The 23,395-nt window shown below is 44.8% G+C and carries 19 protein-coding genes and 2 pseudogenes; 12 read left to right on the forward strand and 9 right to left on the reverse strand.

What is annotated here, in order from left to right; translation table 11 throughout:
• Positions 1-18 precede the first annotated feature (18 nt).
• The 4 genes from AAFP11_RS09300 to AAFP11_RS09315 all read right to left on the reverse strand — a co-directional run bounded on the left by AAFP11_RS09300 (position 19) and on the right by AAFP11_RS09315 (position 1,550).
• Positions 19-516 (reverse strand): hypothetical protein, encoded by a 498-nt coding sequence (locus tag AAFP11_RS09300; protein ID WP_341736793.1) that lies wholly within the window; start codon positions 514-516, stop codon positions 19-21.
• 228 nt (positions 517-744) lie between these two features.
• Entirely contained in the window at positions 745-1,122 is a 378-nt protein-coding gene (locus tag AAFP11_RS09305; RefSeq protein ID WP_341736794.1) for a hypothetical protein, read from the reverse strand.
• The gene (locus AAFP11_RS09310; protein ID WP_341736795.1) at positions 1,112-1,324 is read right to left on the reverse strand and encodes a hypothetical protein; all 213 of its coding nucleotides are present in this window, start codon (positions 1,322-1,324) and stop codon (positions 1,112-1,114) included. Before AAFP11_RS09310 ends, AAFP11_RS09305 begins: the two co-directional genes overlap by 11 nt.
• Positions 1,314-1,550: a hypothetical protein gene (locus tag AAFP11_RS09315; RefSeq protein ID WP_341736796.1), complete on the reverse strand. Its 237-nt coding sequence runs from the start codon at positions 1,548-1,550 to the stop codon at positions 1,314-1,316. The genes AAFP11_RS09310 and AAFP11_RS09315 overlap by 11 nt, the downstream gene beginning before the upstream one ends.
• A gap of 351 nt (positions 1,551-1,901) precedes the next feature.
• On the opposite strand from AAFP11_RS09315, the gene AAFP11_RS09320 reads away from it, so the two are divergent.
• The 9 genes and pseudogenes from AAFP11_RS09320 (at position 1,902) to AAFP11_RS09360 (ending at position 14,736) form a co-directional block, all read left to right on the forward strand.
• Positions 1,902-2,108, forward strand: coding sequence for a hypothetical protein (locus AAFP11_RS09320; protein WP_341736797.1), 207 nt, complete (start codon positions 1,902-1,904; stop codon positions 2,106-2,108).
• A gap of 156 nt (positions 2,109-2,264) precedes the next feature.
• The gene (locus AAFP11_RS09325; protein WP_341736798.1) at positions 2,265-3,674 is read left to right on the forward strand and encodes a DUF4912 domain-containing protein; all 1,410 of its coding nucleotides are present in this window, start codon (positions 2,265-2,267) and stop codon (positions 3,672-3,674) included.
• A gap of 484 nt (positions 3,675-4,158) precedes the next feature.
• Complete coding sequence (locus AAFP11_RS09330) at positions 4,159-5,472, forward strand: ABC transporter substrate-binding protein (protein ID WP_341736799.1); 1,314 nt, start codon at positions 4,159-4,161, stop codon at positions 5,470-5,472.
• A gap of 165 nt (positions 5,473-5,637) precedes the next feature.
• Positions 5,638-6,546, forward strand: a complete 909-nt coding sequence (locus AAFP11_RS09335) for a sugar ABC transporter permease (RefSeq protein ID WP_341736800.1) — start codon at positions 5,638-5,640, stop codon at positions 6,544-6,546.
• 3 nt (positions 6,547-6,549) lie between these two features.
• Positions 6,550-7,413 (forward strand): carbohydrate ABC transporter permease, encoded by an 864-nt coding sequence (locus tag AAFP11_RS09340; protein WP_341736801.1) that lies wholly within the window; start codon positions 6,550-6,552, stop codon positions 7,411-7,413.
• 102 nt (positions 7,414-7,515) lie between these two features.
• A pseudogene (locus AAFP11_RS09345) lies at positions 7,516-8,142 on the forward strand (DUF3574 domain-containing protein); the annotation flags it as partial.
• A gap of 167 nt (positions 8,143-8,309) precedes the next feature.
• Complete coding sequence (locus AAFP11_RS09350) at positions 8,310-8,516, forward strand: hypothetical protein (RefSeq protein WP_341736802.1); 207 nt, start codon at positions 8,310-8,312, stop codon at positions 8,514-8,516.
• Positions 8,517-8,645: 129 nt separating this feature from the next.
• Positions 8,646-10,691 carry an ABC transporter ATP-binding protein gene (locus AAFP11_RS09355; protein ID WP_341736803.1) on the forward strand — a complete coding sequence of 682 codons (2,046 nt, stop codon included), beginning with the start codon at positions 8,646-8,648 and terminating at the stop codon, positions 10,689-10,691.
• Positions 10,692-11,088: 397 nt separating this feature from the next.
• Positions 11,089-14,736, forward strand: coding sequence for a PAS domain S-box protein (locus AAFP11_RS09360; protein WP_341736804.1), 3,648 nt, complete (start codon positions 11,089-11,091; stop codon positions 14,734-14,736).
• Between the two features lie 28 nt (positions 14,737-14,764).
• Here the strand turns inward: AAFP11_RS09360 and hpsO are convergent, their stop codons facing one another.
• From hpsO to rsmD, 4 genes are all read right to left on the reverse strand, one after another.
• Positions 14,765-15,943 carry a hormogonium polysaccharide biosynthesis glycosyltransferase HpsO gene (gene hpsO / locus AAFP11_RS09365; protein ID WP_341736805.1) on the reverse strand — a complete coding sequence of 393 codons (1,179 nt, stop codon included), beginning with the start codon at positions 15,941-15,943 and terminating at the stop codon, positions 14,765-14,767.
• Between the two features lie 31 nt (positions 15,944-15,974).
• Positions 15,975-16,949, reverse strand: coding sequence for a hormogonium polysaccharide biosynthesis glycosyltransferase HpsN (gene hpsN, locus AAFP11_RS09370; protein ID WP_341736806.1), 975 nt, complete (start codon positions 16,947-16,949; stop codon positions 15,975-15,977).
• A 127-nt stretch (positions 16,950-17,076) separates the two neighbouring features.
• The gene (glmM, locus tag AAFP11_RS09375) at positions 17,077-18,540 is read right to left on the reverse strand and encodes a phosphoglucosamine mutase (RefSeq protein ID WP_341736867.1); all 1,464 of its coding nucleotides are present in this window, start codon (positions 18,538-18,540) and stop codon (positions 17,077-17,079) included.
• A 256-nt stretch (positions 18,541-18,796) separates the two neighbouring features.
• A complete protein-coding gene (gene rsmD / locus AAFP11_RS09380; RefSeq protein ID WP_341736807.1) occupies positions 18,797-19,339 on the reverse strand; it encodes a 16S rRNA (guanine(966)-N(2))-methyltransferase RsmD in 543 nt (180 codons plus the stop codon).
• 385 nt (positions 19,340-19,724) lie between these two features.
• On the opposite strand from rsmD, the pseudogene AAFP11_RS09385 reads away from it, so the two are divergent.
• Both AAFP11_RS09385 and glgX read left to right on the forward strand, forming a co-directional pair.
• A pseudogene (locus tag AAFP11_RS09385) lies at positions 19,725-19,940 on the forward strand (hypothetical protein); the annotation flags it as partial.
• Positions 19,837-22,053, forward strand: a complete 2,217-nt coding sequence (gene glgX / locus AAFP11_RS09390; RefSeq protein WP_341736808.1) for a glycogen debranching protein GlgX — start codon at positions 19,837-19,839, stop codon at positions 22,051-22,053. The pseudogene AAFP11_RS09385 and the gene glgX, both read left to right, overlap by 104 nt.
• A gap of 72 nt (positions 22,054-22,125) precedes the next feature.
• On the opposite strand, the gene hisH is transcribed toward glgX, so the two are convergent.
• Positions 22,126-22,758, reverse strand: coding sequence for an imidazole glycerol phosphate synthase subunit HisH (gene hisH / locus AAFP11_RS09395; protein WP_341736809.1), 633 nt, complete (start codon positions 22,756-22,758; stop codon positions 22,126-22,128).
• Between the two features lie 50 nt (positions 22,759-22,808).
• Between hisH and AAFP11_RS09400 the strand changes: the two genes are divergently transcribed.
• Positions 22,809-23,324: a peptidase C15 gene (locus tag AAFP11_RS09400; RefSeq protein ID WP_341736810.1), complete on the forward strand. Its 516-nt coding sequence runs from the start codon at positions 22,809-22,811 to the stop codon at positions 23,322-23,324.
• Positions 23,325-23,395: the final 71 nt, after the last annotated feature.

The raw sequence follows: 23,395 nt of genomic DNA on the forward strand, positions 1-23,395 counted from the left end.
AAGAGGTATCGGGGTTAATTACTTTTTTTGTAAAGCCCTTTTGCAGAGGTTTTTGATTGGATCAAATGCCCTTCTCAACAAGTTTTCTGTATCCAGTTCGACTTCATAGGACAAAATCCCAGGTATCAGAGGCAAAGCTAACATCGCTTTAGCTGCTACAGGTGTCTCCGGTTCATTCAGCTTCTCTAGAATTGCTTGTAACTTCTGCATTAACTCATCATTCAGATTAGGTTGGCTTTCAATTACTCGTACAACTTGCGCCTGAACCTCTACAATCGCACTACTTGCCTCATCTTCTTCAACTGCATAAGAATATGTCTCTTTCGCGAGCAAAGCCCAATACTCAGCCTCATACTTGCGAATTTCTGGGGAAACTTCTTTCCTAATTCGTTGTTTTATAGCGTTCTTTTCAAAGATATCGTTAGCGTAGGCAAGACGCTTCTGTGCTTCGCCGATAGTTTCATACAACGAATCTAAAGTTTCTTCTAAATCAGCTAATTGGCGGCTTGGGGGCATTTGAGTCTAACTCCTGTAAATTGAATTACTGCTTCTCACCTTCACTCCTCCGACAGCCTCAGCCGGATGTTTTCCAGTTTATCATCTTCCCAAAGACATATTCATTCTCAGGACTTACCCACTCAGACCAAAGAAACCGGGTTTTTATGCGTTTCTGCGTGTTATGACGAAGTTTTCTCGCAAAAACCAGGTTTCTGGCCACTCGTGCGTAAATCCCAAGCGGAGCGGTTATGCTGGAACGATCGCCTTTTGAAGATGAATAATATTTCCCTCTGAATTTAAGATATAAAACCATTCCCTCGGAATGATGGTTTGATTCAGTATTCTGAGATGATGGCTCAACTCTTCAATGGAGAATGTTTCTACATAAGTAACAGTTTTTGTATCGCAGGGTTTGAGGCGATCGTTTTCTCCAATGTAGCGACCCTCACCAACATAGCCTAAACTTGACAAAAGTTCTTCTACTTCGAGTTCGATGATGGGCATACTTAAGTCGTCATCTGGGTAATCGACAAAAATAGCAATTTTACCTGTTGCTGGAACTTCTAGTTCTGGAGAATTCCAACCCTGTTTATAGTCCCAAACAATTGTACCTTTAGTTTTCATCTTCGCCTCCTGGGAAAATACACTGCCAAATGTTTTTCTGAAAGTGTTGAACTGCGAGTAAATTCCGTCCTTTTGCTTCTTCTAAGCAACGTTCAACTGCTTTTTTTCTGGTTCCTGCTATAACGGATTCGGTTTGAGGGTTCCCCATACGCTGGATTTCATCTTCAGGATCTTCGAGATAGTTAAGTGGGTTATTTGTCATTGTCCGAACCTTCCTGCTGCTGTTGACGGGAGTCAAGTGCTCGATCGATCAGCTTGGCGACTATCCAAGAAACCGATCGCTCTTCTGAGGTGGCCCACGCCTCTAAAGCGACTTTCTTTTCTTTGGGGATGTATACCGCTATCAACTCCCGCTTGCGTTTTCCACCCACGATGTCTTTTTCTTTTAATTCTATAGACATTGTATCTTCTACCTTTGATTTAATCATGCTACTATCTGCTATAGTAGCATATAGTATGAGCCAGCGAACGAATAATTCAAGAATTTGCCAACGCTGACAAAACTCAATAATCGTTACTAAAGAAACCGGGTTTTTGCGGTTTTTGTGGACTCTAACGAAATGTTCTGGAAAAAAACCCGGTTTCTGGCCACCCGATCGCCCCCAACCACAAATATGTCGTCAAATCCTAACATTTACCTCAAGACCGATCCCCTAAACTAAAGTATGTCAGGATTTCCTGACATATTGATCCCCAAAATCACGAAAATGCGTATAAGTACCCATGATTGAAGCGAACAACCCCTTGACCAGACCGTAAATTGTCTGCATTATTAAACCATGACAAAGCGATCCCAAAGAAATGCTGTGAATAACCATTTCTGCGAGTCAAAGAGCGTCCGAGCTGCGATCAATAGCATTGGTAGTAGCATCGATCGCACTCACTCTCATCGATTTTGTCGAGTAAAAATCGAGGGAAAACCTTTAGCTAGACCGGATGTAGCGCGCGGAAGCCAACAAGTTATAGCCTCCATATGGGCGACTTAACTAAGTGAAAACAAGCAAGGCTTCAAAGGTTGGAGAGGTTTGGAAGCTCAAGCATATTTGCTGTTATCAAGAGTTTCTACCTCAAAAAGTCAACATATTTATTGTATGTTACCGGAAAACCTAACCCGCCATCCAAAATTAGTGGAGAAAAAATTTATGGCAAAAGAACGCCCACCATTAGAAGAGATGACTTTGCGGCAACTACGCAAAGTAGCTAGCGAATGTGGAGTCTCCCGCTACAGCCGGATGCGGAAATCGCAACTTCTGGCATCAATTCAAGAAATTCAGCGTACCAAATTTTCATACAGTCCATCTCGTAAATTAGAGGCGCAAGAAGCAGTGGAAGCAACAAAATTTGAACTAGGTCAAGAAGATCGGACAGGTGGTTCTCTTTCCTCTGTCGATGAAGGTTTAGCAGATTTGCCCAACGGGTATGGCGAAAGTCGGGTTGTTTTGATGCCACGAGACCCCGAATGGGCTTATACCTACTGGGATATTTCCAACGATCGCAAACAAGAAATGCGGCGCCTAGGTGGACAGCAACTGGCCCTGCGGATCTACGACGTCACAGATGTTAACCTCGAAATCCAAAGTCCCCACAGCATTCAAGAATATCCTTGCGACGAACTAGCCCGCGAATGGTACGTCCCAATCCCCGTTAGCGATCGCGATTATGCGATCGACATCGGCTACCGCTGCGCCGACGGCCGTTGGTTGGTATTAGCGCGATCGGCCCAAGTCCGCGTCCCGCCAGTCTATCCGAGTGACTGGATCGAAGACCAATTCATCACCCTGGACTGGCAAGAAGACTTGCGTGGCAAAACCTTCGCCGAACTGGTTCCTCCGGCCAAGAAAATGGCCACAGCAACAGCCGCCGCTTACAGCAACGGTAACGGCATTTACCAGCAAATATTTGGTATGGCAGAATCGGCGGAATCCTTGCGCGTCGCAGGTTCTGTCTTCGGATCGATGCAGCACGTCGCAGGTTCGGTTCAGCAAGTGGGCATCCACGAACAAGCTTTAAGTTCCTACGTTTTCCCCTCCGGTGTGGGTATGTGGGCAGCCCCGGCCATGTCCGCTCTCACCATGTCCGGCGTAGGTATGTCCGCTCTCACCATGTCCGGTGCTGGTATGTCTGGCCTCACCATGTCCGGTGCTGGTATGTCTGGCCTCACCATGTCCGGTGTGGGTATGTCTGGCCTCACCATGTCCGGTGTGGGTATGTCTGGCCTCACCATGTCCGGTGCTGGTATGTCTGGAGTTGGCTTCGCAGCACCGATGCGCCCCCGTCAGTTCTGGTTGGTTGCTGATGCGGAACTGATCGTCTATGGTGCTACGGAACCTGACGCGACTGTATACATTGGCGGACAACAGATCAAGCTGAATGCTGATGGCACTTTCCGCTTCCAGATGTCTTTCCAAGATGGCTCGATCGACTATCCGATTTTTGCAGTAGCCGCCGATGGCGAACAAAACCGCGCCGTCCACATGAAATTCGAGCGCGAAACCCCTCAACGGAACACCAATACCAAGGAAGATGCTGTGGTTGAGTGGTTGGGTCAATAACCACGATCGATGGGGCGATCGCACAGGTTTGTGCCAATTTCTGAACCATCACAAGGCCTTGCCAGAGGACAAAACTGATTTGTTAGGGTTAATCCCAGACAACAACCCATAACACCCCCTATGCACCGTTCTCCTATTTCGAGGAGCGGTGTTTTTTGTATTTAGAAATAAGTAGAAGCAACAAGGAAGAAGTCATCCGTCATATCAATTCCGGTTGTATCGTCAGGTGATTTAACCGCGAAGGCGCGTTCGGCGAAGCCGTTCCCGTAGGGTAGGACGCGAAGCAAGAGAAGAGAGAGTTTAATACAGGACGATGAAGAGAGGATTTTATATCAGCCCCCTTTGATACTCTGCACTCCCGTATTATTAAGTAAGCTTAAGTTAACTTAAATTTTTATTGCACAAACTGGCTAAATCCCGTGAAACAACAGAAAGCGAGTTATGAGAGAAATAGCGATCGCACAATTCTATTTCTGACAACATCATGCACAAAATCAACTCCCCACCTTCATGGGGGTGGCAAAAGCCACCCACTTTATTAGCCCTATTCACCCTCACCCTAGTCACCTTCTTGTTCCTATTTATCCTCCCAGCCCGCACCCAGCAGCCAGTAGTCTTGACAATGTTAATGCAGGGCCAAGACATTGTGAACTGGAAACCCTTCATCCAAGAATTTGAACAAAAAAACCCCGACATTCGCATCAACCTCATCGAAGGGCCATTTGATAGCAACCTCCTAGAAAATCTTTACACATCTGCCTTTTTGTTAGGCGATTCGCCCTACGACATCATCAACATGGATATTGTCTGGGTTCCCAAATTTGCCGCCGCCGGATGGATGCTCGATTTAACAAACAAAATTTCTCCCCAACAACTTTCAAAATTTATCAAAGGTAACGTCGAAGGCGGGCGGTATCGAGGCAAACTTTACCGGATTCCCCACGCTTCCGATGCCGGAATGTTCTATTACCGCAAAGACATTTTAGAACACGCTGGAATTAAACCGCCCCAAACTTTTGAAGAGATGTTTAGTATCTCTCAAAACTTGCAAAAACAGGGAAAAACCACCTGGGGTTATCTGTGGCAAGGCAAACAATATGAGGGAGTATCTGCGATGTTTGTCGAGGTACTCGCTGGCTTTGGCGGCTTCTGGGCCAACCCTGACACCTTTGAAGTGGGGCTAGATAAACCGGAGGCAATTAAAGCTGTTGAATTTCTCAAAAGTACGATCGCCTCTGGGATTTCTCCTGCTGGTGTCAGCACCTACGGCGAAGAAGAAACCAGGCTATTGTTTCAAAGCGGTAAATCGCTTTTCTTGCGAAACTGGCCCTATGTTTGGAGGCTAGCGAATACGGCAGGATCGAAAGTTAAAGACAAAATTGCGATCGCACCAATGCTCAGCAGTGTCGGTAAACAAGGCGGTTCCTGTTTGGGTGGCTGGGGCTGGGGAATAGCCAAAACCTCAAAACATCCACAGCAAGCATGGAGAGCCATTCAATACCTTACTAGCGAGGAAACCCAGCGAAAATTTATTTTAGAAACCGGGTTAGTTCCCAGTTACAAATCTCTGTTTTTAGATCCAAAAATTGTCACCCAATATCCCCACTACCCACAGCTTTTAAAAGTAGTAGAAAAATCAGCTTTGCGTCCTGCTATCGCTCAATATGCTCAAGCTTCAGATATTTTGCAAAGATATTTGAGTGCAGCTTTTACCGGAAAAATGACTTCAGAAAAAGCGATGACAACTGCTGCTAGTGAAACTCGCAATTTATTAGGCAGTTTTAAACAAGCTCAGTAGAAGGAAGAAGTTACTTCCCTGGCCGATAGCGGGCCCTAGACCCCTACCCCCCCCTACCCCAGGGCTGTTTCATTCTCAAACAAATCATCGTTTTGTAGGGGTAGTGGATGGTGCGTGCCTACCCTCCTCATCCACTGGCCCAAAAATCAATTAAAAATAAACAACATGAAATCAGACATAATGCGACAGCGCGAACAAAGAAGCGGATGGATATTAGTAGCACCAGCTTTAATAATTTTGCTGCTAGTATTTGCTTACCCAATATTACGCGCTTTTTGGTTAAGTTTATTCACCCAAAACCTCGGTACTGAACTCAAACTGGTTTTTTCCGGTTTTGCTAATTACCATCGTATGTTAGGCGATGGACGTTTTTGGCAAACTTTGAGCAACACCACAGTATTTACTGTTGTTTCTGTAGTGGTGGAATTAATTCTGGGTATGGGCATTGCCTTAGTATTAAATCAATCTTTCCCTGGGCGCGGAATTGTGCGCACAATTTCTCTGCTACCTTGGGCACTGCCTACGGCGTTAATGGGAGTAGCTTGGGCATGGGTTTTTAACGATCAATACGGCGTAGTTAACGACTTTTTGATCCGTTTGGGATTGATTCAAACAAGCATTAGTTGGCTGGGAGATCCAACTTTAGCAATGATGGCAGTGATTACAGCAGATGTCTGGAAAACTACGCCGTTTGTCAGTTTGCTTTTATTAGCTGGATTGCAATCAATTCCGGCGGATTTGTATGAAGCTCATGCCATTGATGGTGCTAGTAGCTGGCAGAGTTTTCGTCAAGTTACCTTGCCGCTGCTGATGCCCCAAATTGTGATTGCTTTGTTGTTTCGATTTGCTCAGTCTTTCGGCATTTTTGACTTGATTCAGGTGATGACGGGAGGAGGGCCAGCCGGGGGAACTGAAACCGTTTCTATCTACATTTACAGCACGGTAATGAGGTATTTAGACTTTGGTTATGGGGCGGCGTTGGTGGTGTGTACTTTTTTGTTGTTAGTAGCAGCAGTTGCGATCGCAGTTTACTGGTTATCGAGATCCCGTGTCAATGCAGCCGGAGGAAATTAAATTATGTCCATAGCCCGCGAACAACCTACCCAAAAACCTTTTCACATCCAGCAATTAATTGTCCCCATATCAGCGCTGTTAATTGCGGCATATTTTCTCGCACCGATTATCTGGCAGGTGCTGACTTCTTTCAAGGTAAATGCAGATATTTCTGCTATTCCCAATGTCTACATTCCCAAGCGAATTACCTTCGAGCATTACCTGTCTTTATTCCGCCGCCGCCCTTTTGGACTTTACATTTTAAATAGCGCTTTTGTGTCCATTACTTCTACACTCTTGTGCTTGGCTGTAGGAGCACCTGCCGCTTATGCTTTGGCAAGATTGCGACTGTGGGGCGAGAGAATTATGCTGGCGACTATTACGATAGTGACGCTATTTCCTGCGGTTTTGCTATTTTTGGGACTGTTGGAAATTGTGAAAGCGTTAAATTTGGGAAATAATTATTTAGCATTAATTATTCCTTACACGGCGCTCAATTTACCCCTGACTATTTTAGTGATGCGAAGTTTTTTTCAGCAGTTACCAAAAGATTTGGAAGATGCAGCTAAGGTGGATGGATACAATACCGTTGAAATGCTGTGGCAGATTGTGCTGCCGATGACTTTTCCCGCTTTAGTAACCACGGGAATTTTGACGTTTATTTCTGCTTGGAATGAGTTTATTTTTGCACTAACATTTATGACTCGCGAATCTCTGAAAACTATTCCTGTAGCAACGGCTCAACTCAGTGGTGTCTCGGTATTTGAGATTCCCTATGGTCCGATCGCCGCCGCTACTGTTTTGGGTACTTTACCCTTAGTTATCCTAGTTTTAGTCTTCCAGAGGCGCATCGTTCAAGGTTTAACAGCCGGTGCAGTAAAAGGATAGTTTTGAACTTTGAATTAGGCTCAAATCACTTATCAACTCTTACTTCTTCCTTCTTCCTTCGCGTCCTTCGCGCCTTCGCGGTTCGTATATCAATTAAAAATGATGGCAAAACTCCAACTAAAAAACCTCAATAAAACCTACAGCCCTCAAGTTGTTCCCGTCAAAGACATTAGTTTAGATGTCAGCGAAGGAGAATTTCTGACATTACTTGGGCCTTCGGGGTGCGGAAAATCCACGACTTTGCGGTTAATTGCAGGATTGGAACAGCCGACTAGGGGCGAGATTAGAATTGGCGATCGCAATGTCACTTATCTTAGACCAGGCGATCGCGATATTGCCATGGTATTTCAAAGTTACGCGCTGTACCCGCACATGACAGTATACGAAAATATGGCATCGAGCCTCAAAATTCGTAAAACCTCCTCTGCCGAAATCCACAGATTAGTGACGGAAGTTGCAGCATCCCTGGGATTGACAGAATTACTCGATCGCAAACCAGGTAAACTATCGGGAGGACAGCGACAGCGAGTCGCCCTGGGACGCGCTTTAGTCCGCCAGCCGGCGGTGTTTTTGCTAGACGAACCTTTAAGCAATCTCGATGCTTTATTGCGCGAAAAAGTCAGGTATGAAAATATTCCTGAAAAAGAGCGTTATATCCAGAAAATCATTAAAACCTATAAGGACAATTTTCAACAGGAGTCCGTGCTACGGGTAACTAGCCAAGTTCAAGTTTCTTTCTAATTTATCGATCGCTAAACCAGTTTATGATATGATGAGTTACGGTATTACTTTTAAAGATAATTAGCCAGCAAAAGTAATAAAAATTACAAGTTGTTTGGTTCGATCGCACGCAGCAAAAAGTCCCTAGCAAAACTTTCCCAGGAGCTGACAAAAATATGACCAAGGATGGCAATGATAAAGCTGAATCGCCGGAAAACCGGGATTTAAACAATGTGGACGGTATGGCCAAAGCTTTTTTGGTAAGCATGGCTTGGTCCTACGCCGAGGCCTTAGAGAAAACTAAAAAATCGCAAAATCAACAAAAACCAGCGCCGGAATCTCAGAAAGAACAAGTAGATCGCGATACTGAAAGTAATAAATGACACATAGTTAAGGCGATCGCCTAAATTCCTTGTTTGTCGAACAGGCCCGAAAACCTGCGATCGAGATTTAACAAACCTAAGATTCTGCTACAATCCACCTAACATCCCCTGAACTCTTGCCATACACCCATGAGTGAAACCGTCCTAGAAGTTCGCAACCTGCGGGTTGAATTTGACTCTGCCGATGCAGGCGATGGGCCTGCAACAGTCAAAGCAGTTGACGGCATTTCCTTTGACGTGAAGCGAGGCCAAACCCTGGGAATCGTGGGAGAATCCGGGTCAGGAAAATCCGTCACTTCCCTAGCTATTATGGGTTTACTGCCCAATGTATCAACTCAAATTTCGGGGGAAATTTGGTTCTCTTCAAGCACAGACGGCACTCAGAAACAGCCAGTGAATCTACTGGAAATGCACTCCCAGGAAAAACAAATATACCGCGGCAGCCAAATTGCGACCATTTTTCAAGAACCAATGAGTTCGCTCAACCCCGTTTACACCATCGGGTTTCAACTGACGGAAGCGATTTGTCTGCACCAACAGCTATCTCCAATCGTCGCACGACGCAAGGCCGCTTCTCTGCTGCAAGAGGTGAAGCTACTACCCGATGATGGGGAACTCAAGCAGCAATGTTTGGCCAGGAGACAGCAGGATTCCTCCCCAGAGGGGCCAGAGGGAATGACTGGAGGCCGCGATTTGATGCAGCTCATCAACGCTCAAAAACAGGCTATGCTCGATCGCTATCCCCACGAACTATCGGGAGGCCAAATCCAGCGGGTGATGATTGCAATGGGGATTTCTTGCAATCCCACTTTATTAATTGCAGATGAACCTACCACCGCTTTAGATGTCACAGTACAAGCAACTATCTTGGCTTTGCTGCGGGAGTTGCGCGACTCTAGAGGTATGGCCATGATTTTTATTACCCACGACTTGAGCGTCATTGCTGAAATTGCTGATGTGGTGGCGGTGATGTATCGAGGTAAAATTGTGGAATGCGAGGCGATCGAACAAATTTTTAGCAATCCCCAACATCCTTACACAAAAGGTCTATTAGCTTGTCGCCCAACTCTGGAAAAGCAATTGCGCCGTTTACCCACAGTTTCGGATTTTATGGATGTCACCACTAACGCTAGCGGTGAGTTAGTAATTGTGGAAAAAAATATCGATTTAGATGGTGATAGCAGCGGCGGATTGTCCGCTTTTGCCACGGGAAAAGCACCACGGCTACCTAATCTTAGCGCTCCTTTATTGACTGTAAATAACTTGAAAGTGGGTTTCCCCGTGCCTGGTATATTTGGGGAAACTAAGCGCTTGTTTATGGCGGTGAATGATATTTCTTTTGAGGTTTATCCAGGGGAAACTTTGGGTTTAGTAGGCGAATCTGGTTGTGGAAAATCTACTTTGGCTAGAGCTTTGTTACAATTAATTCCGATTTCTAGCGGTCAAGTTTTTTTTGAAGGTCAAGAAATTACGCCTCCTGCTTACAATATTTCTCAATGGCGATGGATGGCTAATTATCGGATACAGAAAGAGTATGCCCGCAAGTTGCGCTGGTTGCGCAGGGATTTGCAAATTATTTTTCAAGACCCTTTTAGTTCTCTCGATCCGCGGCTGAATGTTGGGGCGGCGGTGATGGAACCGATGGTGATTCATAGCGTTGGTAAAAATCAGCAGGAACAGCGCGATCGCGCCGCTTATTTATTAGAGAGAGTTGGTTTGAATCCTAATTTCATGGGGCGCTATCCCCACGAGTTTTCTGGGGGTCAACGCCAGCGTATTTGTATTGCTAGGGCTTTGGCTTTAAATCCTAAATTTATTATTTGTGATGAGTCGGTTTCGGCCTTGGATGTTTCGGTACAAGCCCAAGTTTTAAATTTATTGAAGGAGTTACAGACAGAGTTTGGATTAACTTATATTTTTATTTCTCATGATTTAAGTGTTGTAAAGTTTATGAGCGATCGGGCGATCGTCATGAACAAGGGTAAAATCGAAGAAATTGGCACAGCAGAGCGCATTTACCGCCAGCCGCAGCAAGCTTACACCCGCCAACTGATTGCTGCTATTCCGACGGGAAATTTGGAGCGAATTCGGGAACAGCAATTAGGGCGCAAGGCTGCTTTGTCTGCTACTGCTTCTTCCTCTTTCTCGTCAACCGATGATTCTCAAAACCCCTGATTTATAACATGGGAGTTGCACAGCAGATTTGTGACAAGTCTTAATATATAAAAGCCTGAGATTGTCCTTCTTCATTGTTTCTTCATAAATCATAACCACACCTTCATTTTTTCTTCATTTTTTGTGAATAGCATTAATTCAATCTAATTCAATCCCACTGATTACAAGAATTAGGCCAACATTACGCCAATATTACGCCAAATGTCTAATGCAGATCTCCTAGAGTTAGTGCCATTATAAAAAAGGAATTAAATTTTGATAGATAGCTTTTGTCAGTAACATGAGGTACTCCTTGGGTGGAGATAATAAATAACAGGTAATTGCCGAATTGTAATTTTAGATCTAGATTTAAACGTTTATCAATCCACAATAACTAACCTAAATTTAGAGGAATAGTATGAAAAATAGCATTCCTAGTTTATTTTCAATGGGGATAATTCTACAATTATTATCAAAATTGTTTAGCATAACAGCCAACCTGCATAACTTCTATCAAAGTAAACTAGCAATTCATTTTTTAGCAGTGTCCGCCGCAGCTAAGATGTTCTTTTCGGCGGATTCAGGGGGACTAACTCCTACAGAGAATCTCCAAGAAAAGCGCGTATTCAACGAAATAAATGCCAAAAATCGCTTGTTTAACTTTTCGTTAGATATGCTATGCGTGATTGGTTTCGACGGTTATTTTAAACTCGTTAATGCCACAACGACCAACTTACTAGGCTATTCCGAATCAGAACTTTTAGCTAAAGAATTCATTGAGTTTGTACATCCAAAAGAACTAAAAATTACTTGTCAAAAAATTGCTAGTCTAGCTGATAGTAATAGTTCTCAGAAATTGGAAAACCGCTATAGATGCAAAGATGGTTCTTATAAGTCGATATCCTGGACTATTAATTCTGTTAGAGAAGAGGAATTAATCTATGCTGTCGGTCGTGACATTACCGGATGCCAATCCCTAGGAAATTCTATTTTAGAAAGTATACTTGACAGGACGGAAGACTTGATTTTTGTCAAGGATACTCAGGGTGAGTATGTCTCGATTAACTCGAAAACTGCTGCTTTTTTTGGCAAGTCAAAAACAGAGATTCTAGGCAAAAAAGATACTGATTTATTTTCCGAAAAAATAGTTACTAAACTTTTAGAGATAGACCGACGAGTTATCCAATCTGGTATTGAGGAAACCGTCGAAGAAGTAGTAGAAGACATTCACGGGAACCTGGAGACATATCTAGCAACTAAAAGTCCGTGGCGAGACCAAGAAGGAAATATAATTGGTATCCTAGGAGTTACTCGCCCTATTACCGATCGCAAAACCGCAGAAGAACAACTACGACAGAAAGCAGAATTTTTGCGTAGCATTTACGACGGTGTGGACTACATCATTTTCGTAGTAGATGTCGGGGAAGACGGAGAGTTTCGCTACGTCGGATTAAATCCAGCAGCCGAGTTACTGGGTGGAATCAGCACCGAGGAAGCGTGGGGTAAAACTCCACAAGAACTGTTTGGAACAGCTATAGGAACGTTTTTTCGGACAAAACTCAGAGAATGTCTCCAAAAACAGAGTTCAATTTCCTACGAAGCGATCGCTAATTTCGAGGGTAAAGAAGTGTGTTTGATGACAAACCTGACTCCGCTGCGGGACAAATCGGGGCAAATTTATCGCATTGTCGGTAGTTGCACCGATATTAGCGATCGCAAAAAAGCAGAACAATCTTTAGAAGCACAATTAAAACTGTCTGTATTCACAGCAGAGGTAGGAATTGCTCTCACTCAAAATCCCACTTTGGCTGCAACCTTGCAAAAGTGCTGCGATGCAGTTGTGCACCATTTGGATGCTGCTTTTGCTCGGATTTGGACTTTAAATCCAGGTGACAATATATTGGAACTACAAGCAAGTGGGGGGATTTATACTCACATAGACGGCGCTCACAGTCGCATTCCTGTGGGGGAATTTAAGATTGGTTTAATAGCCCAAGAGCTAAAACCCCACCTGACTAATGCTGTTTTAGAAGATCCCCATCCCCATATCATGGACAAAGAATGGGCTTCGCGAGAGGGACTGGTCGCTTTTGCCGGATATCCGCTGATTGTTGACAATCAATTAGTAGGAGTAATTGCGATGTTTTGTCGCCAACAATTGAAGGAATCAACGCAGATTGCTTTACCATCCATAGCCGATACCATCGCCCTGGGAATTAAACGCAAACAAACCGAAGTGGCTCTAGGGAAACAACAGCAAACTTTGAGGGGAATTATTGATAATGCTCCCATCTGGGTATGGATGACGAATACTAGCGGCCGGATGTTGTTAGTTAACAAAACGTTCTGTGAAGATGTGGCTATTCCTGAATCAAAATTTTTGGCTGCATCTCACTATTCCGAAGTTTTGGGAGTAGAGGAATCGGCTAACTGCATGGCATCTGATGTGCAAGCATGGAGTCAAGATTGTTCATTTTATTGTGAAGAAATTTTGCAACTGGCTGATGGAGAATTACACCATTTAGAGATAATCAAAACTAAAATAAAAGATGACACCGGCAGTGCGATCGGGTTGATTGGCTTGGGTTTGGATGTTACGGAACAAAAAGAATATCAAAGAAAATTGCAAGAGTCAGAAGCGAGATTCCGCAAATTAGCTGAGCAGGAAAAACTGGTGAATCAACTAGCGAGTCAAATTCGTGCTTCTCTGGATTTAGATACTATTTTAGGAACAACAGTACACCAGATTCGCGATTTGCTGCAAGTCGATAGATGTCTATTTATTTGGTATCAGCCGGACGCAGAACAGCCTGTTTGGAATGTAACATACGAGGCCAAAAATCCTGATTTGCCCTCGCTGTTAGGTTTATATCCTACTGCGATGACAGGTTCTCACGCGGCACTAATTGCCAATTTGGAAATTATTCGCATCGACGATTTTGAGGCTGTTAATGATGGGGTAGAACGGGATTTTTTCCTGTCTATCGGATTCAATTCTCTGTTAGACATTCCGATTCAGACACCTTCGAGTCGAATTGGTCTAATTTGCTGCGCTACTTCGGGTATCACGCGGTGCTGGAGTGACGAGGAAGTGGAACTGTTAGTCGCAGTCGGGAATCAATTAACTATTGCGATTAACCAAGCAGAACTTTACACTCAAAGTCTCGATTCAGCGCGAATTGCGCGAGAACAAGCCACTAAAATAGAAAGGGCTTTGTACAAACTCCAGCAAGCTCAAACTCAGCTCATTCAAGCCGAAAAAATGTCAAGTCTGGGTCAAATGGTAGCAGGCATTGCTCACGAAATAAATAACCCGATCAGTTTTATTTTTGGCAATCTTACCTACACAGAAGAATACACCACAAATCTCATGAGACTACTGCAAATGTATCGAGAGGAATTTCCTGAACCACCGCCAGCGATTCAGGATCAAATCGATAGTTTAGAACTAGATTTTTTGCTAGAAGACTTGCCGAAAATGCTATCTTCGATGAAGGTAGGAGCGACTCGCATTCGGGATATTGTGCGCAGCTTGCGGAATTTCTCTCGTCTCGATGAATCTGACATGAAAAGTGTCAACCTGCACGAAGGCATCGACAGCACTTTGATGATTTTGGAACACCGACTGAAAGCTCAGCCCGTTAGCGTAGCGGGTAGGGAGTACCATCGCCCTATAATTCAAGTTATTAAACAATACGGAGAATTACCGCTGGTAGATTGCTACGCCGGATTGTTAAATCAGGTGTTTATGAATATAATAGCTAATGCGATCGATGCTGTAGAAGAACAGAGCCAAAATCCGGGAATCATCCACATTTGTACACAGGTAGAAGGTAATTTGGTGGAGATCGCAATTGCTGACAACGGTGTAGGGATGACAGATAGAGTCAAGCAGCGGATATTTGACCCATTCTATACTACAAAGGCGATCGGTTCTGGGACTGGGATGGGTTTGGCGATTTCCCATTCAATTATTGTGGAAAAACACCAAGGTGAAATCAATTGTATTTCCGCTCTCGGCAAAGGAACTGAATTTATCATTAAAATTCCAATTGTTAGTCATTAGTTATTGGTTATTAGTTGTTAGTTATTCTTTAATCTGAGGTAACTAACTTTTGGTAAAAATCTAATAAATGTTGAGCTAAAGCTTTGTTTGTATAACTATTAATGACTCGATCGTAACCGCGTTTAGCCAAATCTGCAAGCAACTCCGGCTGCTCCATTAATTGATGCAAACACTCTTGCAATTTCTCAACATTTCCTTCAGGAAATACTAAGCCTGCATCTCCCATAACGTGGGGAATTTCGCCACAGTCGGAACCGATTACCGGAACTTGACAAGCCATGGCTTCGATTAAAACATGGCCAAATTGTTCTTTCCAACCTACTGTTGTTAAAGTTTTGAATTTATAACTGGTTTGGGATGGCAATACTAAACAATCCATCAAGTTAATGTATGGGGGTACAGCTTCATGGGAAACGCTTTCTACCCAGATTATTTTGTCGCTGATGCCCAATTCAAGAGATTTTTCGGTAATTTGCGATCGCAATTTTCCTTGCCCTACTAACAGCCATTTCCAAGGGTATTTTTTCAAGCCTGCTAAAGCTGTCGCCAACGTTAACAATCCTTTTTCTTCGACAAACCGCCCTACATAGCCTACAACAAAATCTGTAGGTTGAATCCCTAATTTTCGCGATAAATCAGCATCTTTAGAAGTGGGATAAAAAAAAGTTTCATCTACTCCTAGTTGTGGCATTACTTGCAGTGCACCTGTGTAGCCCCGCTGGCGCAATATTTTAGCCCCGTCTAGGTTGCCGGCAATAATTCCATCGGTGTTTTGCAGATTGCAATTTTCTAACAGGGAAATAGGCCATTTCAATTCATAGGATAAGTTCCACCAGGTAAATAAGATATTTTTTGCTTTGAGATTGAGCAAATTATTTAGTAAGATTAACTGGGCATAGGCTAGGGATTTTGAACCTTGTTCGACTTGGATAATCTGCGGTTTAAATTCCTGTAAAACCTTAATTAAATCTTTGCCAAATGTGAGTAAGCCTTGATTGTTTTGACTAAAGTTATAAATTGGTACTACTTTAAATGAACCTTCTTGATAAAATTCACTTTCTATGGTTTTATTTTGTACGCCTCCTGGTTTCCAGCGTTGAGGTACTATAACTGTTACTTGAATGCCAGGTTCAAGGTTTGCTAAAATCTTGAATTTTGCCCGATTGATGTCAACAATATAGGTGTGGCTGGCAACGAGGATTCTCATTTATTGGGAATTGGGGAATTGGGAATAAAAATTATTTAGCGTTGATGTTATCTTGATGGGTGTAGATTTGTCCGTCTCTGGCGATCGACTGAATTAGCGTGTTGATAGCGCTGAGAAAACCCAGAATGTAAAATGCAAATCTGCTGAGGATTTTAAGGGGCGATCGACTTTTATAGCAAGGTGGATTGCCGAAAACGTGACAGTCAAACAGTTTGGCAAAAAATCTTAGGCATTGAAATACTGTTAAATTTTTCAATCCCATCAGGAAGTGGTTGTGATAAAATGTGACTTGATATTCGAGCGATCGCGTACTTATGTCGTGACACCCGCCGCTTTCTTCTCCCAAATGAACTAAACAAGCATTGGGATCGTACCAAATTTTAAAACCAGTCGATCGCAATCTCAAGCAAAAATCCGACTCTTCCCGCACCGCACTACCTGCAAACCGTTCATCGAAGCTCAAACCGCACTCGGCAAAAACCCCCCTGCGAAATGACATATTGCAACCTCTAGCCGAGAGCACTTGCTGTGGTTGTATAGTATGTACCAAGTCGATAAAATACCAACCAATCGCTGCATCCATCGCTTCTGGTGGCAAATATTCGATCGCCAAATCGCCCCCAGAATCGCCCAATTTCATTCTGTCAAAAACCCTACCCGCCACACATCCGATATCCGGTTGGGCTAAATAGTTACTAGCATGAGCAGCCAAAAAACCCTTCGGCAACTGTACATCATCATCAATAAATAAAATAATATCTCCAACGGCGCGCCGCACCGCATAATTACGAGCACCAGGCAAATTAGCCCAATTTACCCGAAACCAGCGAATCCTACCAGCATTAGCCAATTGTTCTAAATAAACTTGAGTTTCCGATTCATGGATGGGAGTTTGATCGACTACTAAGACTTCAAAACTGTGATAATCTTGCCCCATCAAATCAGCCAGCGTCTCTCGCAGGCTTTGCTCGCGGTTGTAGGTGGGGATGGCAACAGAAATGATCATTTTAAGTTTTTTTATGAATCATTTAACCGATTTGATGTAAATCAGAAATGGGGAAAGTACACTGGGAAGAGGAACATTATTAGCAATTACCAATTCCCCATGCCCTATTCCCCATGCCCAATTTTCATCAAATAGTGTGGTATTTCTGAACTGCTAAAACTAAATTTTCAGTCCAAAAATTAGCCAATTCTGCGCTGGAAGCTTCCACCATGACTCGGATCAAAGGTTCAGTGCCAGAAGCGCGGACGAGCACCCGTCCTTCTTCTCCCATTGCAGTTTTAGCACGGGCGATCGCTCCTTGCAAAGCCTCGCATTCCTGCCATTTCAGGCGTTTTTCCCGATCGTCCACACGGACATTTCGCAACAATTGGGGATAAGTTTCAAAGCTGCCATCCACCAATTGTGCCAAAGATTCCCCAGACTCCCGCACTAGGGAAGCCATATGCAAAGCAGTTAACAAACCATCGCCGCCAATACCGTAATGAGGACAAAGAATGTGTCCCGACTGTTCGCCGCCCAACATCGCACCGGTGCGCTCCATTTCAGCATGAACGTGCTGATCTCCCACCGCAGTTCTAATTAATTTGCCCCCCAATTCTTCCCAAGCTCGCTCAAAGCCGAGGTTAGCCATTACAGTAGAAATAATTAAATTTTCTGGCAATTGTTCGCGCTGCCGCAAATTCTTGCCCCACAGATAAAGAATGTAATCGCCATCAATCGATCGACCTTGGTTGTCAACACCCAAAACTCGATCGGCATCGCCATCAAAAGCAAATCCCAAATCAGCATTGTGCTCTAAAACAGCAGCTTGCAAACTGTCGAGATGAGTAGAACCGCAGTTAACATTAATGCGATCGCCATCAGGAGAGTTGTGTAAACAGATAACATCGGCCCCCATTTGCGCAAACACCGCCTCACCCAAGCGCGCCGCGGCCCCCCAAGCCAAATCCAACACGATCCGCATTCCGCGCAAATTCACTCCTTGCAGTGAACCTTCCAAGGAAGTGGCATAATCTTTAACTAACTCTGGGCGGTGGTGGTGATAGCCGGAAGTCAAGCTAGCAATGGGAACCTTGGCCCCTCGGATGCCCGCTTCGATTTGTTCCTGCAAATGCTGAGACAGCTTCGTGCCACTGGCACCGAAAAACTTAATACCGTTATCTTCTGGGGGATTGTGGGAAGCGGAAATCATCACTCCGCCCATGGACTCGGTAACACTTGCCAGATAGGCAACGCAGGGAGTAGGGCACAGGCCCAAATTCCAGACTTCTAAACCAGCGGCTGTCAAACCCGCCGACAGTGCCATTGCCAGCATATCGCTGGAATTTCTGCTGTCTTGGCCCAAAATCACCGGGCCTTGGTTGGGGGAATTTTGGCGTAAAACTTGTCCTGCCCAGAAGCCAATTTGCATTGCTAGCGGTGCATTCAGCAATTCTCCTACTTTGCCACGAATGCCGTCTGTGCCGAATAGTTTGGTATTTGGCAGGGGGAGGTTGTTTCCCACCAAAATAGTCTCTGGGCGTTTGGCTGGCTGTACTGAGTTAGCAGCCTGAAATTCGCTGCCGCGATGGCGCGAAGGTGTCTGAACCATATTCACTCCTTTAGGAATATTCACACTCACACTTTGCAGTTTATGGTACAACTGAAAGTCTTTTTTTTCAGCGTTAAGTCGATTTATTTCTGGAATGGCTCCAGCAACCTGAGACTTAAGACTACCCTGACAAAAGTTTGATTATCTGTGAATATACGCCATCTAATTAAACTTTCAGGTTGCTCGGCCGGTTCTAGGATACCAGTTTAGTTGCAGGAGGCGGTGTCGCCGGACTAACAGTCACCATTGGCATGGCTCAACAACTGTGAGTGTAGAAGGTTAAGGCTGTATTGCCGTAGAATTTTTGGCGACAAATTTCGAGGCCGGAAATGGGGACAGCCTCGCGCTGGCGACTGTGTTCGATCGCTATTTCACCATGGGGTGCTAACATTTCTTGGCTGGCGATCGCATTCAAGACAGGCTCGTACAAGTTGCTGGCGTAGGGCGGATCGAAGTAAATGCGATCGAACTGCTGTCGGGCTAGAGTCGCCAATTTCGCAGTCGCACTTCCCCGCAAGATGTGAAATTCTTGGGATGACTTTGCCACTTGCTGCCAATTTTGCTGAATAATCGCACAAGCTTTCGCCGACTGTTCAATCCCAGTGACACTCAAAGCCCCGCGACACAAAGCTTCTGCACCCATGGAGCCACTACCGGTACAAATATCAAGCCATCTGCAATCGGCGATCGTCCCTTGCCAAATATTAAATAAAGCTTCTCTGACTCGCGCTGGTGTGGGGCGAGTTGCGAGTCCGGGCAGGGTTTTTAGTTGGCGATTGCCACAGATTCTCAAGCTCATTTAAAATTCCGATATTAAAGTATATTCTGTTTTTTTAGATGGGGAAAACTGAATTTTGAATGTAAGTTTAATTATAGCACATAAGCGTTGAATGTCAACAATATTCGGCTCCTTTATTAGAAATAAATAAGAATCATTAAGCCAGAATCTCCGCGAAAAATCTGGATAAATTCATGGCATTATATGGCTAGAGATTTTTGGATAACCTGCAGGCCGATTGGTTGGCACAATTGATTCGATCGCACCCAAAACATTTCGGCAGTGTCATCTGAACTGGCCACAAGTCTGAGATTCATGCAGTCGTGCCCTTGAGCGATCGAGGTAAACGTCGGTAGGTTGGTACACAGAATGCCCGTGATATGATCGTAAGTATAAATTCAATCTAGAGCTGGACTACTACGCACAAATCTGGGATCGGGCAGTTGCAGCCGTTGCGCCCAACTACACATCTCAAGATTGCTCTAATTGTGGTATGAGAGGATTACGATTTGGATTCTATGGATTTAAAACTTTGGCCCGGAAAACCCTATCCCTTGGGTTCAAAATGGGATGGCGAAGGCACAAATTTTGGCCTGTTTTCAGAAAATGCCACAGGGGTTGAATTGTGCTTGTTCGATGAACAAGGTTGGGAAACTCGACTGCCACTGACTGAAGTCTACAACTTCATCTGGCACTGCTACATTCCTGGCATCAAACCCGGTCAATTGTACGGGTTTCGCGTTCACGGCCCCTACAACCCCTCAGCGGGACATCGCTTCAACCCTGCCAAACTGTTGATCGACCCCTACGCTAAAGCGATCGCAGGAGACGTGGTTCACGGACGGGAAATCTTCGGCTATGACTGGGACGACGAAAAGGAAGACCTATCCTATACTGCCTTAGACGATTCTCACTTAGTCCCCAAAGCTGTTGTCATCGATGAATCCTTTGATTGGGAAGGTGACACTCACCCCCAACTCCCTTGGCACAAAACAGTCATCTACGAGATGCACGTCAAAGGCTTTACCAAACTCCATCCCGACATTCCTGAAGCCCTGCGGGGAACCTACGCCGGACTCGCCCATCCCGCAGCCATCGACCATCTCAAATCCTTGGGGATTACCGCCGTCGAACTCCTCCCCGTCCATCACTTCATCGGCTGTCCGGGCTTTCTCGAAGCCAAGGGATTGCGAAACTACTGGGGCTACGATTCGATCAACTATCTCGCGCCTTACTCCGGCTACAGCGCCAGTGGCAACACCGGTCAACAGGTGAATGAGTTTAAGGAGATGGTCAAAGCGTTACACGCTGCTGGAATTGAGGTGATTATCGATGTGGTGTATAACCACACGGGAGAGGGCAACCACATGGGCCCCACCATCTCATTTCGTGGCATTGACAATGCCGCTTACTACCGCCTTGTCGAAGGCGATCGCCGCTACTATATGGATTACAGTGGCTGTGGCAACTCCCTGAATGTCCGCCATCCCCAAGTGTTGAAGCTGATTATGGACAGCTTGCGCTATTGGGTGTTGGAGATGCACGTCGATGGGTTCCGCTTCGATTTGGCGACGGTTCTAGCGCGGGAAACCGATCGCGTCGATACCTTTGCCGCCTTTTTTGACATCATCCACCAAGACCCCGTTTTGTGCGAGGTCAAGTTAATCGCTGAACCCTGGGATATCGGCGAAGGTGGCTATCAAGTTGGTCAATTTCCCTTGCTGTGGTCCGAGTGGAACGGCCGCTACCGCGATACCATGCGGGACTTTTGGCGGGGAACCAACGAAACTCTGTCTCAGTTTGCTTATAGCTTTACTGGGAGTTCCGACCTCTACGAAAGTAACGGACGAAGCCCCCATGCCAGTATCAACTTTATCACCGCCCACGATGGATTTACGCTCAAGGATCTCGTCAGTTACAACCTGAAACATAACGAAGCCAATGGCGAAAACAGTCGGGATGGGGAAAACTACAATCGAGCCTGGAACTGCACGGCGATCGAATTTGCAGCCACCCAAGCTCTAGAAGCAGGAGCATCTGCACCCTGTTTTGACCCCTGTGCTGGGGATGGCGACACCGACGATCCCCAAGTCCAGTTGCTGCGAGAACGCCAACAGCGGAATTTCCTGACTTCGTTACTGTTGTCTCAAGGTGTTCCCATGCTGGTGGCTGGAGATGAAATGGGGCGAAGTCAAGGCGGCAATAACAACGCCTATTGTCAGGATAACGAAATATCTTGGGTGGATTGGGGATTGCAGCACAAAAATGCTGACTTGCTCGAATTTACGCGCCAGTTAACCGGCTTGCGGCGCGAACATCCCATATTTCGTCGCCGTAAGTGGTTCCAAGGACGTGCGATTCACGGTTCCCAAGTTAGCGATATTACCTGGTTCAACCCCGACGGCGGGGAAATGACTGATGAACAGTGGAAAGTAGGGCACGCCAAGGCGATCGGAATTTTCCTCAATGGTGAAGAACTTCCCTATCCAAATGCTCGTGGCGAACGGATTATTGATGATAGTTTTTTGCTGTTTTTCAATGCTTATTGGGAGGCGATCGATTTCGTGATTCCTCCCCGCTTTCAGGGCTTGCAGTGGATTGCCATTCTCGACACCGCCGAACCGAAATTTGTGGAATCTCAAGGGATCATTTATACAAAGCGGAAAAATATTCCTGTGACAGCGCGATCGATAGTGATTTTAAAATGTCTAAATGGACACCCCCGGTCACTATAGACTCCCATTCTTCAGAATGTACAGCTTTCCTAAAAACCCGGTTTCTTGAAGAAACCGGGTTTTTAATCGACTTTAAGCAGCTACTTTTTCCCTCACCTGCATCACAAAATTTGACAAAATTTGCAATCCCGTACTCGAAGACTTTTCCGGGTGAAATTGTACAGCCATCAGATTATCTTTGGCGATCGCCGCCGTCACATTTTGACTACCGTGAGTCACCATTGCCGATCGCACTTTCGGATCGACTGGATCGACATAATAAGAATGCACAAAATAAACCCAAGGTTCAGCAGGCAAATTTTGCCACAGCGACAAATCCTGAGCAAATTGCAATTGATTCCATCCCATGTGCGGAATTGTCAACCCAGGCTCTGAACTAAACCGTCGCACAGTTCCCGAAATCACTCCCAAACCCGGTTCTAAACCTTCTTCGGAACTTTCAAACAGGATTTGCAAACCCAAACAGATGCCTAAAAAAGGTTTTCCCGATGCGATCGCACTGATTATCGGTTCTATCAATCCGCGGGTTCTTAAATTCTGCATTGCCGGATCGAAGGAACCCACACCCGGTAAAACTACGGCATCAGCCTGGTCAATCATAGCCGGATCGTCCGTAATTTTTGGCACTGCACCCACATTTTCCAAGCCTTTACAGACCGAGTGCAGATTGCCCATGTCATAGTCCACTACTGCAATGACAGACATTGACTTACTTGCCTTATATTATCAATGGAACTATATTACCAAAATTATTGATGAATACCAAAATTTTGCTAACATCCTTCGACACTTGGCAACCTCATCAAAAATCCAACTCTTCTGACGACTTATTAGGCAGAATTTCGCTGATTAAATCTTTGCCTTACTCCCTGAGTTTCTTGAGAAAACTGCCAGTAGATTTCCAGGAAGCGCCCAATTTGGCGATCGCCAAAATCAACCAACTCCAACCAGATCTAATCGTCTGCTGTGGCATGGCAGAAAGTTCCCAAACATTAACCCTAGAATCCTGCGCTTGCTGCGACCAAAATATTCTCAAAACAACAGTCAATCTAGACTATTTAATAGCTGATTTACCCACAGTCAAAATTAGTCATAATGCCGGAAAATTTGTTTGTGAAGCCCTTTATTATGCAGTATTAAAACACCTGGCTGATTCTCAAATCAGCACCAAATGTGTTTTCGTGCACATCCCAATATTAACAGTAAAGAATACCGACAAAATTGTCGCCGATTTTTCATTAATTTTAACTCGCCTCACAACTGACAAATGACCCTAAACAACCAACTAACAACTAACAACTAACAACTGACAAATAACAACTAACAACTAACAACTAACAAC

This window comes from Microcoleus sp. CAWBG640 (assembly GCF_020883015.1).
GTDB lineage: Bacteria > Cyanobacteriota > Cyanobacteriia > Cyanobacteriales > Microcoleaceae > Microcoleus > Microcoleus anatoxicus.